Source organism: Stenotrophomonas sp. STEN046, from assembly GCF_056759755.1.
Genome location: NZ_JBRRDR010000044.1, coordinates 26398 through 37170 on the forward strand (window position 1 = coordinate 26398; position 10773 = coordinate 37170).

Annotated in this window: 12 protein-coding genes; 10 read left to right on the forward strand and 2 right to left on the reverse strand. The window is 68.3% G+C overall.

Translation table 11 applies throughout. The features are described 5' to 3' along the window. Positions 1-47: 47 nt before the first annotated feature. Positions 48-476, forward strand: coding sequence for a BLUF domain-containing protein (locus ACVOLJ_RS17175; RefSeq protein WP_475279770.1), 429 nt, complete (start codon positions 48-50; stop codon positions 474-476). 66 nt (positions 477-542) lie between these two features. Here ACVOLJ_RS17175 and ACVOLJ_RS17180 read toward each other — a convergent pair whose 3' ends face one another. Continuing rightward, positions 543-863 (reverse strand): ArsR/SmtB family transcription factor, encoded by a 321-nt coding sequence (locus ACVOLJ_RS17180; protein ID WP_475279771.1) that lies wholly within the window; start codon positions 861-863, stop codon positions 543-545. Positions 864-950: 87 nt separating this feature from the next. On the opposite strand from ACVOLJ_RS17180, the gene ACVOLJ_RS17185 reads away from it, so the two are divergent. From ACVOLJ_RS17185 to ACVOLJ_RS17195, 3 genes are all read left to right on the forward strand, one after another. Continuing rightward, positions 951-1388, forward strand: a complete 438-nt coding sequence (locus tag ACVOLJ_RS17185; protein ID WP_475279772.1) for a YeeE/YedE family protein — start codon at positions 951-953, stop codon at positions 1386-1388. Further along, positions 1385-1798 carry a DUF6691 family protein gene (locus ACVOLJ_RS17190; RefSeq protein ID WP_475279773.1) on the forward strand — a complete coding sequence of 138 codons (414 nt, stop codon included), beginning with the start codon at positions 1385-1387 and terminating at the stop codon, positions 1796-1798. Before ACVOLJ_RS17185 ends, ACVOLJ_RS17190 begins: the two co-directional genes overlap by 4 nt. A gap of 62 nt (positions 1799-1860) precedes the next feature. Next, on the forward strand, positions 1861-2913 hold the full coding sequence (locus ACVOLJ_RS17195; protein ID WP_481564688.1) for a linear amide C-N hydrolase: 1053 nt from the start codon (positions 1861-1863) through the stop codon (positions 2911-2913). Here the strand turns inward: ACVOLJ_RS17195 and ACVOLJ_RS17200 are convergent. Next, positions 2910-3689 carry a DUF6491 family protein gene (locus ACVOLJ_RS17200; protein ID WP_475279775.1) on the reverse strand — a complete coding sequence of 260 codons (780 nt, stop codon included), beginning with the start codon at positions 3687-3689 and terminating at the stop codon, positions 2910-2912. The two genes, ACVOLJ_RS17195 and ACVOLJ_RS17200, sit on opposite strands and share 4 nt — an antisense overlap. Positions 3690-3770: 81 nt before the next feature. Here ACVOLJ_RS17200 and ACVOLJ_RS17205 point away from each other — a divergent pair, with 81 nt between their 5' ends. The 6 genes from ACVOLJ_RS17205 (at position 3771) to thrC (ending at position 10654) form a co-directional block, all read left to right on the forward strand. Further along, complete coding sequence (locus tag ACVOLJ_RS17205; protein WP_481564689.1) at positions 3771-4466, forward strand: helix-turn-helix domain-containing protein; 696 nt, start codon at positions 3771-3773, stop codon at positions 4464-4466. Between the two features lie 144 nt (positions 4467-4610). Then, positions 4611-5561 carry a DMT family transporter gene (locus ACVOLJ_RS17210; RefSeq protein ID WP_475279777.1) on the forward strand — a complete coding sequence of 317 codons (951 nt, stop codon included), beginning with the start codon at positions 4611-4613 and terminating at the stop codon, positions 5559-5561. Positions 5562-5699: 138 nt separating this feature from the next. After that, entirely contained in the window at positions 5700-5834 is a 135-nt protein-coding gene (locus ACVOLJ_RS17215) for a hypothetical protein (RefSeq protein WP_475279778.1), read from the forward strand. Between the two features lie 85 nt (positions 5835-5919). Further along, positions 5920-8424, forward strand: coding sequence for a bifunctional aspartate kinase/homoserine dehydrogenase I (gene thrA, locus ACVOLJ_RS17220; RefSeq protein ID WP_481564690.1), 2505 nt, complete (start codon positions 5920-5922; stop codon positions 8422-8424). Further along, positions 8421-9335, forward strand: a complete 915-nt coding sequence (locus ACVOLJ_RS17225) for a homoserine kinase (protein WP_475279780.1) — start codon at positions 8421-8423, stop codon at positions 9333-9335. The genes thrA and ACVOLJ_RS17225 overlap by 4 nt, the downstream gene beginning before the upstream one ends. Before the next feature lie 29 nt (positions 9336-9364). Then, positions 9365-10654 (forward strand): threonine synthase, encoded by a 1290-nt coding sequence (thrC, locus tag ACVOLJ_RS17230; RefSeq protein ID WP_475279781.1) that lies wholly within the window; start codon positions 9365-9367, stop codon positions 10652-10654. Positions 10655-10773: the final 119 nt, after the last annotated feature.

Genomic DNA, 10773 nt, shown 5'->3' on the forward strand with positions numbered 1-10773 from the left:
TCGTCCGCAACTGCTACCGTGGCGCCTTGCATCGTCAAGGAAGTCCCATGCCACTGCGCGCCATCGCCTATGCCAGCCAAGGAAAGCCCGAGCTTTCAGCCGCGCGCCTGCAGGCGCTGGTTGACGATGCTGCGCGCTTCAACAAGCTGGCCGGGGTGACCGGGGTGCTGCTGCATGATGGCCAGCGTTTCCTGCAGTACATCGAAGGCCCGCCGGATGGCCTGGATTCGGTGTACGAACGCATCCTGCAGGCCGGCAGCCATGTCGACATCGTTGAACTGGCGCGTGGCCGGCTTGGCCAGCGTCAGTTTCCGTACTGGGCCATGCGTGCGTTGCCGGTCGATGCGGCATTGCTGCGGCAGCTGTCTGCCGGTGACTGGTCAGGGTTCGCGCGCTCGGTAGACGGTGACATCGCCGCGCCCACCGCGGTGGATCTGCTGGCTGACGTGGTGAGACCCGTACTCAGCGCCGGTTGACCGGCGCAGGCGTTGCCCCCGAGCCCGTTCCACCGCAACGCCGGCCCGCCTCGTGCAGGTGCGATGTTACGGCCGTTGCGTTGCACAGTACGCAGCATGCAGCGCCTGCAGCACGCCCAGCGCGGGGCCCTGCTGCACCCGATAGTGCAGTGTCTGTGCCTGCCGACGGGTCGCCACCACGTCCAGTTTGCGCAGCACGGCCAGATGCTGTGACAACGCCGAGGCGCTCAGGTCGGTCAGCACCTGCAGCTCCGGTACCGACGCTTCGCCTTCCACCAGGCGGCACAGCACGCGCAGCCGTGCCGGATGTGCCAGCGATTTCAGCAGGGCGGCGGCCTGCACGGCATGTGCAGCCATCGCAGCACTGTCGGAGCGGATGCGGGGCATGGCTTGACCTGATGGTTCAACAGGATCTAATTTAGAAAAATCTAAATTAAAGAGCAAGCGGATGCGCCAGATGTGCAGGGGCAGGGCATGAACGTGCCATGGGCTGCGATTGCCGGCGGCACGTTGATCGGTGCGGCAGCCGTGCTGCTGCAGGCCACGCTGGGGCGGGTGGCTGGCATCAGCGGCATTGCGGCAGGGGCCGTGCAGGCGCCGCGCGGAGATCGCCGCTGGCGCTGGGCCTTCCTGCTGGGGCTGGTGCTGGCCGCCGCGGCGGTGCTGTGGTGGCAGGCACCTGCAGGGCAGTCACCGCGCACGTTGCTGCGCGACGCCGTGCCGGCCTGGCAGTTGATCGGCGCAGGCGTGCTGGTGGGATTCGGCACGCGGCTGGGCAATGGCTGCACCAGCGGCCATGGTGTCTGCGGCCTCGCCCGTGGTTCGCGGCGATCACTGGCGGCGGTGCTGGTGTTCATGGCCTTCGCCATGGCCACCACGTTCGTGGTCCGTCATGGCGGAGGCCTGGCATGAGCCGTGCGCTGTGGGCAGCCGGTGCCGCCGGTGGCCTGTTCGGTGCAGGTCTTGCACTGGCCGGCATGACCGATCCGCGCCGTGTGCTCGGTTTCCTCGATGTGGCCGGTGACTTCGACCCCACCCTGGCCTGGGTGCTGGCGTCGGCGTTGCTGGTCAGTGCGGTGGGACAGATGTGGCTGCGGCGGTGGGAACGTCCGTGCCATGCCGAGCGGTTCCAGCTGCCGGGCTCACGCACGGTCGATGCGCGGTTGCTGCTGGGCGCGGCCATCTTCGGCATCGGTTGGGGCTGGGTCGGCTTCTGTCCTGGGCCGGCGCTGGCAGCACTGGCGGTGGGTGCACGTGAAGCGCTGTTGTTCGTGCCGGCGATGCTGGTCGGATTCTGGCTGCATGATCGCAGGTGGCGCTGAAGCATCACCTGCGTTTCACCGTGACGGGGTTCAGATCAGCTTTCCCGGGGAAGGAGCGTGACATGACACGAGTGAGCAGGAAGGGCAGCGCATTGTTGGCGATGGCACTGGCAACGGCGGCACTGCCGGCGATGGCCTGTACCCGCGCGGTGTATCTGGGTGACAACGGCGATGTGATCACCGCCCGCTCGATGGACTGGAAAGTCGACGTCGCCACCAATCTCTACGTGCTGCCCCGCGGCGTCGCGCGCACCGGACAGGCAGGGCCGAAATCGATTGCCTGGACCGCGCGCTACGGCAGCGTGGTGGCCACCGGCTATGACATCTCCACCACCGATGGCATGAACGAGAAGGGGCTGGTCGCCAATCTGCTGTGGCTGGTCGAATCGGAATATCCCCGCCAGCGCGGCAACAAGCCGGGCCTGTCGATCTCGTTGTGGGCACAGTACGTGCTGGACAACTTCGCCACCGTGGAAGAGGCGGTTACCGCGCTGCAGCGCGAGCCGTACTCGATCATCACCGACAAGGTGCCCGGCGAGGACCGTCAGGCCACCCTGCATCTGTCGTTGTCCGATGCCAGCGGCGACAGCGCCATCGTCGAATACATCGGTGGCCGCCAGGTGATCCATCATGATCGCCGCTACCAGGTGATGACCAATTCGCCGGTGTTCGACCAGCAGCTGGCGCTCAACAGCTACTGGCAGCAGATCGGTGGCACGGTGATGCTGCCGGGCACCAACCGCTCCGCCGACCGCTTCGCGCGTGCATCGTTCTACATCAATGCGATCCCCAAGGCGGAAGATCCGGTCGAAGCGCTGGCCAGCGTGTTCAGCGTGATCCGCAATGTATCGGTGCCCTACGGCATCACCACCCCGGGCGAACCGAACATATCGTCCACCCGCTGGCGCACCGTGGCCGACCACAAGCGTCGTCTGTACTTCTTCGAATCGGCGCTGACCCCGAACACGTTCTGGGTTGATCTGAACAAGGTCGACTTCGGCGGCAAGGTGCTCAAGCTCGACCTGGGCAAGGACCAGCGCAATACCTTCTCCGGTGATGCGCTGGGCCAGTTCGTGCCCAGCGCACCGTTCACCTTCCTTGGCGTGGACGGTTAGCGCGCCGCCTGGCTGGATGCCGGGTAGACCGCCTGGATCGTGCAGCTGCCGCGGGTGTACTGCGGCAGCGGCGCGATGCTCTCGTTGCGCAGGTCACCATTCTCGAAATCGGCGGTGAGGATGCGATCGCCGGGATTGCCGCAGATCAGCCCATTCTGCATGCCGGACTGGAAACTGAGCTGGGGGGCGCGGTCGAGCTGGCGGCAATGGCTGCCCAGCTCGACGCGGTAGAAGCGATGGCCGCCATTGCGAAGCGGATTGGTCTCCACCAGCATGCCCTGTGGGTCGGACGACCAGGCGCGCACGTTGCGGGTGGCGAAGCAGTAGGACGGTGAGCCGCCGAAGCTGCGGCGGATTTCCTTGCGTTCGCGGATGGTCACGGCGGGCAGGGTGGCCGTGCGCAGCCGGTCACTGTCGCGGGCGACGCTGGCGTAATCGCGATCCTGTACCGGAGTAACCGCGCTGACGGCGCAGCTGCGGCCATCGACCACGACGCGTTCGCTGGGACGACCACAGGCCCAGCCGGCCGGTGCTTCCAGTTTCAGCGTGGTGGCACCGCGAACTCCTGGGCAGTCTTCGCTGAAATCGATGCGATAGGCCTGGCCGGAAGCGGCGCGCAATGCGATCGCGCGCGGTGATGCCTGTTCCACTTCCTGGACACCGACGGCATCCATGCAATGCGGGGCCGGTGGCGTGCGTTCCTGTGCGGAGGCCGCAGAGGCCAAGGCCAGGCCGAGGCCGGCGGCCAGTGCCGCAACTACGTACGGATGGGTCATGACCTGCACTCCCTGCGTTGGATGACGCCCCGACTATAACAGCGGTTTGCCTGGCCGTTGTTACACGCGCACACTGCCCCGATGGGCGCGATCTTCCACCTGCGGCACTACGGACAGGCCACCGGCCTGGACCGCCATGACTATGCGCAGTGGGTGTTGCCGCTGCAGGGCGAACTGCAGTTCGAGATGGAAGGCCGTGGCGGTCGCCTCGACCTGCTGCAGGGCGCCTTCGTGGCCGCCGGTGAAGCCCATGACCAGATGGCGTCCGGCCCCAATGGTTTCGTGATCGTCGACTGTGCTCCCGGGGTGCTCGATGACAACACGCAGGAGCACCTGTGCCGGCAGCGCTGGCTGCACCTGCCGCTGGCGCTGCGACAACGCCTGGCGGGTGTGCAGAGCGGCCAGCCGATGCCGGCGCTGTTGCCGCAGCTGCTGCAGGTGTTCGCGCCTGCCGGCAGCGGTGCGCGCATGCAGGGGCTGTGCGCGGCGGTGCAGGCCGACCCCGGGCAATCGTGGCCGGTGGCACGCATGTCGGCCTTCGTGGGCGTCAGCGAGAGCCGTCTGCATGCCTTGTTCCAGCGCGAATTCGGGCTCAGCCCGCAGGCCTGGCTCAGTGCCTGCCGGTTGCGCTGGGCCAAGCACCAGCTGCGCACAAGCGCCGCGCCGATCAGCGATATCGCGCTGGCCGCAGGCTATTCCGAGCAGAGCGCATTGACCCGCGCGCTGCGCCGCGAATGCGGACAGACCCCGGCCGCCTGGCGCAGGGGCGGCATCTGACCTGTAGAGCCGAGCCCACGCCCGGCTGCACGATCCAGGCGCCTCCCCACGCGCGCAGCCGGGCCGGGCAGTAGTCTCGGTCAAGAGTGCCGGCCACTGCGGCCAGTACACTGCGCAGCCGTTCTTTCCCCCCAAGAACCCGCAATGCGCAACAACCCGATTGCCCTGGGCATCGCCAACGGCGTCGCTGCCGGCGCGCTGTGGGGCGTAGTCTTCCTCGCGCCCGCTGTGCTGCACACCTTCAATGCGCTGCAGCTCTCCGCTGGCCGATACCTTGTCTATGGCCTGATCGCGGTGATCCTGCTGCTGCCGCGCTGGAAGCGGTTGGCGCCCCGGCTGGGCCGTGCCGAGTGGCTGGGTCTGCTGTGGCTCAGCCTGGCCGGCAATCTGGTCTATTTCCTGCTGCTGGCGACCGCCGTGCAGTGGGCCGGTGGTGCCGCCGCCTCGCTGATTGTCGGCCTGATTCCGGTGGTGGTGACGCTTGTGGGGGTGCGCGAACAGGGCGCGGTGCCGTTGAAGCAGCTGCTGCCGGCGTTGGGCCTGTGCGTACTCGGCGTGGCGATGGTCGGCTGGGAAGCGCTGATGTCCGAGCATCTGGCCACGCCGTGGCGGCAGCGCCTGATCGGCCTGTTGTGCGCTTTTGGTGCCCTGTTCTCCTGGGCGCTGTACTCCATCGGCAACAGCCGCTGGCTGGCACGGCGTCCGGATCTGTCCAGCCATGACTGGTCGCTGCTGACCGGCGTCACCACCGGTGGCCTTGCACTGCTGCTGGTGCCGATGGCATTCATCGGGCACAGCGGCGCCCACACAGCCGGGCAGTGGGGCGGCTTCTGGGCGATCAGCGCCGGCGTGGCGGTGATCGCGTCGATCCTCGGCAATGCGTTCTGGAACCGCGCCAGCCGCCTGCTGCCGCTCACCCTCACCGGTCAGATGATCGTGTTCGAGACCTTGTTTGCGCTGCTGTATGCCTTCGCCTGGCAGCAGCGCTGGCCGAGCCTGCTGGAAGTGCTGGCAATCGTGCTGCTGGTGAGTGGTGTGCTGCTGTGCGCTCACGCACATCGCACGCCGCGCGCGATCACCGAACATGTCGGCTGATTACGCGCGCAGTGCAAGGCAATGGCTGCTTGGTGACAATTGCAACCATTTGACCGCACGTTGGGCGAGGATCGCCGCATCGAATTATTGCGCTGCAGCACTTGACAGGACCCGTGGCGGCAGTGTTTTCTGTACGCCATGGTCCTTGATGCCGCCAACGCCCGTCTGATCGATCCCGCAACGGCGGGCCGTTCGACTGCGCCGGTCGCCATTACCACCATTACCACCACCACCGTCACCACTGCCCTGGTGCGGCCCGTCGTCTTCGTGTAACTCCCGAAAACAACGGCCCCGCACCATCCAGGTGACGGGGAAACTCGACCACCTGCATGCGACGGGGCCTCCAACCGAGGTCTGCATGTCTTCCATCGCCCCCGCCCGTCCCGCCGCTGCTGCCGAACCGGCTGCGCAGTCCACTGTCGTGCACAAGTTCGGCGGCACCTCGGTGGCCGATGCCGAGCGCTACCGCCATGTTGCCGGCCTGCTGCTGGCCCGTTCCGAATCGCTGCAGGTCAGCGTGGTCTCGGCCATGAAGGGCGTCACCGATGCGCTGATCGAGCTGGCCCAGCTGGCCGCCCGCGGCGATGCCGGCTGGCAGGAGGCGTGGCACGCCCTGCGAGCGCGCCATCGCGGCGCCGCCGTGGCGCTGCTTGGCGAGCAGGTGGGTGACACCGTGGAATGGATCGATACGCGCTTTGACCAGTTGGCCGAAGTGCTCGGTGCACTGGCCGTGATCGGTGAGCTGCCGCGCGAAGTGCTCGATCGCGTGCAGGGCCTGGGTGAGGTGTTTTCCGCACAGCTGCTGGGGACGCACCTGCGCGTGCTGGGCCTGGAGTGCGCGGTGCTGGATGCGCGTGACGTGCTGGTGGTCGGCCATGGCGAACTGGGCGTGGATGTCGATTGGGATGCCAGCGCCGGCCGCCTGGCTGCGTGGCGGCTGCAGCATCCGCAGTCGCGCGTGGTTGCCACCGGCTTCGTCGCCCGCGATCGCCAGGACCGTGTCACTACGCTGGGCCGCAATGGCAGCGACTACTCCGGCGCGATCTTCGCCGCGCTGTTCAATGCGGACGAACTGCATATCTGGACCGATGTCGATGGCGTGTTGTCGGCAGACCCGCGGTTGGTGCCCGAGGCGGTACAGCTGCAGTCACTGAGCTACGACGAAGCCTGCGAACTGGCTTATTTCGGCGCCAAGGTGGTGCATCCGCAGACGATGTCCCCGGCGATCCGGCTGGGCCTGCCGATCTTCATCCGCAACACCTTCCAGCCCAGCCACCCGGGCACCCGCATCAGTGCCGAGCGCTCGCCGCGCGGCCCGGTGAAGGGGCTGACGCTGAGCGCGGACCTTGCACTGTTGAATCTGGAAGGCACCGGCCTGATCGGGGTGCCCGGCACCGCCGAGCGTGTGTTCGCCGCGTTGCGCCACGCACAGGTTTCAGTGGTGATGATCTCGCAGGGCTCTTCCGAGCATTCCATCTGCTGCGTGGTCCGCGCCGCCGAAGCTGCGCGCGGTCGCGATGCGGTGCTGCAGGCGTTCTCGCATGAACTGGCCGCCGGACAGGTGCAGCGGGTGCAGGTCACCGAGGGCGTCAGCGTGCTGGCCGCCGTGGGCGACGGCATGGCAGGCCAGCCCGGCGTGGCCGCGCGCTTGTTCGCATCGCTGGGCAAGGCCCAGGTGAACATCCTGGCCATCGCGCAGGGTTCGTCCGAGCGCAATATCTCGGTGGCGGTGGCCAGTACCGATGCCACCCGTGCCCTGCGCGCGGCGCACGCCGGCTTCTGGCTGTCGCCGCAGACGTTTGCGGTGGGAGTGATCGGCCCGGGCAATGTGGGTGCCGCCTTGCTTGACCAGCTGCTGGCCTCGCGCCCGCAGTTGCTGGCCAAGGCCAACGTGGACCTGCGCCTGCGCGCGCTGGCCTCGCGCTCGCGCATGCGCCTGGAAGCCGACGGCCTGCATGAGGACTGGCGCCAGGCATTGCAGGGTGCCGGCCAGGCCAGCGACCTGGATGCCTTCACCGAACACCTGCTGGCCGCGCACCTGCCGCATGCAGTGGTGATCGACTGCAGTGGCAGCGCCGACGTGGCCGAGCGCTATGAAGGGTGGTTGGCCGCAGGCATCCACGTGGTGACCCCGAACAAGCAGGCTGGCGCCGGTCCGCTGGGACGCTACCAGCGTATCCGTGCCGCTGCCGCAGCCAGTGGCGCACGCTTCCGCTACGAGGCCACGGTAGGGGCAGGGTTGCCGGTCATCACCACGCTGCGCGACCTGGTCGATACCGGCGACGAAGTGCTGGCGATCGACGGCATCTTTTCCGGCACGCTGGCCTGGTTGTTCAATCGTTTCGATGGCAGCCAGCCGTTTTCCGGACTGGTGGCGCAGGCGCGTGCGATGGGCTACACCGAACCAGACCCGCGCGATGACCTGTCCGGCGTGGATGTGGCGCGCAAGCTGGTGATCCTTGCCCGCGAGGCCGGGCACGCGCTCAGTCTTGAACAGGTGCAGGTGGAGAGCCTGGTACCCGCAGCGCTGCGCGAGGGCAGTGTGGACGACTTCATGGCACGGTTGGGCGAGTCGGACGCGGCATTGCTGGCCCGTCTGCAGGACGCGCGCGCGCGTGGCTCGGTCCTGCGCTACGTTGCGCGGCTGGGACCGGACGGTGCGTCGGTCGGCCTGCAGGCGTTGCCCGCCGATCACGCCTTCGCCAATCTGCGCCTGACCGACAATGTCGTGCAGTTCCGCACGCGTCGTTACTGTGACAATCCGCTGGTGGTGCAGGGGCCGGGCGCCGGTCCGGAAGTCACCGCGGCCGGTGTGTTCGCCGATCTGCTGCGGGTTGCCGCCGGCGAGGGGGCGCGGCTGTGATCGCACGTGCATTCGCGCCCGCGTCGGTAGCCAATGTGGCGGTGGGCTTCGACATCCTGGGTCATGCCATTGCCGGCATCGGCGATACCGTAAGCGTGCGCCGCATCGACGCGCCGGAAGTGCGTATCGATGCGATCCGCGGCAGTGCCGTGGCTTTGCCGCTGGAGGCGCCGGGAAACACCGCCGGCGCGGCGTTGATCGCCCTGCGCGCGGGGCTTGGCCTTGCACACGGGTTTGCCATCGAGATCGACAAGGGCATTCCGTTCGGCTCGGGCATGGGTGGCTCTGCGGCATCCTGCGTGGCCGCGCTGGTGGCGGCCAATGCGCTGCTGGATGCGCCGTTGTCACGCGAGGCGTTGTATCCGTTTGCGCTGGACGGTGAGGCCGTGGCCAGTGGCGGGCGCCATGGCGACAACGTGGGCCCGCTGCTGCTGGGCGGGCTGGCGCTGTGCACGGCCGATCGGCTGGTGCCGGTTCCGGTGCCGGCCCGTTGGCACAGCCTGCTGGTGCACCCGCAGGCGGTACTGGAAACGCGTCGCGCACGGCAGGCGTTGCAGGGCAGCTACGCACTGGGTGAGTTCGTGGCACAGAGCGCGAACCTGGCGCTGGTATTGAGCGGCTGCCACCGCAGCGACGCGTCGCTGGTGCGTGCGGGCCTGCGGGATGTGCTGGTGGAGCCGCGGCGTGCCGGGCTGATCGCCGGCTTCCCCGCGGCACGTGATGCGGCGTTGGCGGCCGGTGCGATGGGCGCAGGCATCTCCGGTGCGGGCCCGAGCGTGTTTGCCTGGTTTGAAGACGCCGGGCAGGCGCAGGCGGCCGTGGCGCCGGTGCGTGCCGCCTTTGCGGCTGCCGGTTTTGAAAGTGATGCCTGGGTCTCGCCGCTGGACGCGGCAGGCGCGCGGCTGTGCTGATTTCTTCCCCTCTTCTGGAAAACGATCCCATGCATTTCGTTTCGACCCGTGGCCACTCACCGGCTGTCAGCCTCAGTGCGGCCATTGCTGCCGGCCTGGCGCCCGATGGCGGCCTGTATGTGCCGCAGGCAATGCCCGCGCCCCGCGAACTCCGCGCCGGTGCGACCCTGGCAGACACCGCCACCGATCTGCTGGCACCGTTCTTCGAAGGCGACGCACTGGCTGCGGCGCTGCCGGCGATCTGCCAGCAGGCCTTCGATTTCCCCGTGCCGCTGCGCGCGCTGGGCAGCAAGGGCGATCATGTGCTGGAGCTGTTCCATGGGCCCACCGCCGCCTTCAAGGATATCGGTGCGCGTTTTCTTGCCGGCACCCTGTCGCGGCTGCAGGCTGGCAAGGACCGCGACCTGACGATCGTCGTTGCCACGTCGGGCGATACCGGCGCCGCGGTTGCCGCCGCCTTCCATCGGCAGCCGGGTGTGCGTGTGGTGGTGCTGTATCCCGATGGGCGCGTTTCGCCCCGGCAGGCGCATCAGCTGGGCTGCTTCGGCGACAACATCCACGCTGTGCGCGTGGCCGGTTCGTTCGATGATTGCCAGGCGATGGTGAAGCAGGCGCTGGCCGATCGCGAACTGCAGGCGCAGGTGCCGCTCAGTTCGGCCAACAGCATCAGCCTGGGCCGCCTGCTGCCGCAAATGAGCTATTACGCGCATGCAGCGTTGACCCACCATGCGCAGCATCGGCGCCGCTTGAACCTGGTGGTGCCGACCGGCAACCTGGGCAACGCGATGGCGGCCGTGCTGGCGCGTGCGCTGGGCGTGCCGCTGGGGCAGATCGTGCTGGCGACCAATGCCAACCACGTGCTGCCGGACTACTTCGATGGCGGGCCGTACCAACCGCAGCCGAGCATTGCGACGGTGGCCAATGCGATGGACGTGGGTGCGCCCAGCAACTTCGAGCGCCTGCGCTGGGCCCATCACGATGATGATGCCGAATTGCGCGCCGCGTTCCGTGCCTTCGCGGTGGACGATGTCAGCATCCGCGCAACCATCGCCAGTGCACATGCCAGTGCCGGCGAGGTGTTCTGCCCGCATACGGCGACGGCGGTGAAGGTGCTGCAGGACCTGCGTGCCGGCGGTGCCAAGGGGGACTGGGCGGTGGTGGCAACCGCGCACCCGGCCAAGTTCGAGGCGGTGGTCGAGCCGCTGATCGGCGAAGCGGTGGCGGTACCGCCTGCGTTGGACGCGCTGCTGCAACGGCCGGCAGATGCCGAACCGATGGCCGCCGACCATGCGGCGTTGCGCGAGGTGCTGTTGCGTTGAGCAGATGTCGCCGGGGGGGGGCCCGGGCGGCCCACGGGCCCGCAAAGGGGGGGCGGGGCGGGCGGGCCGCCGGGGGCCGCGGCGGCCGCCCCCCCCCCCCCCCCCCCCCGCCGCGCCCC

What these genes read in the sequence shown, in the direction of transcription:
- ACVOLJ_RS17175 (WP_475279770.1), top strand. Translation starts at nt 48, where the DNA reads ATGCCACTGCGCGCCATCGCCTATGCCAGCCAAGGAAAGCCCGAGCTT.
- ACVOLJ_RS17180 (WP_475279771.1), bottom strand. Translation starts at nt 863, where the DNA reads ATGCCCCGCATCCGCTCCGACAGTGCTGCGATGGCTGCACATGCCGTG.
- ACVOLJ_RS17185 (WP_475279772.1), top strand. Translation starts at nt 951, where the DNA reads ATGAACGTGCCATGGGCTGCGATTGCCGGCGGCACGTTGATCGGTGCG.
- ACVOLJ_RS17190 (WP_475279773.1), top strand. Translation starts at nt 1,385, where the DNA reads ATGAGCCGTGCGCTGTGGGCAGCCGGTGCCGCCGGTGGCCTGTTCGGT.
- ACVOLJ_RS17195 (WP_481564688.1), top strand. Translation starts at nt 1,861, where the DNA reads ATGACACGAGTGAGCAGGAAGGGCAGCGCATTGTTGGCGATGGCACTG.
- ACVOLJ_RS17200 (WP_475279775.1), bottom strand. Translation starts at nt 3,689, where the DNA reads ATGACCCATCCGTACGTAGTTGCGGCACTGGCCGCCGGCCTCGGCCTG.
- ACVOLJ_RS17205 (WP_481564689.1), top strand. Translation starts at nt 3,771, where the DNA reads ATGGGCGCGATCTTCCACCTGCGGCACTACGGACAGGCCACCGGCCTG.
- ACVOLJ_RS17210 (WP_475279777.1), top strand. Translation starts at nt 4,611, where the DNA reads ATGCGCAACAACCCGATTGCCCTGGGCATCGCCAACGGCGTCGCTGCC.
- ACVOLJ_RS17215 (WP_475279778.1), top strand. Translation starts at nt 5,700, where the DNA reads ATGGTCCTTGATGCCGCCAACGCCCGTCTGATCGATCCCGCAACGGCG.
- thrA (WP_481564690.1), top strand. Translation starts at nt 5,920, where the DNA reads ATGTCTTCCATCGCCCCCGCCCGTCCCGCCGCTGCTGCCGAACCGGCT.
- thrC (WP_475279781.1), top strand. Translation starts at nt 9,365, where the DNA reads ATGCATTTCGTTTCGACCCGTGGCCACTCACCGGCTGTCAGCCTCAGT.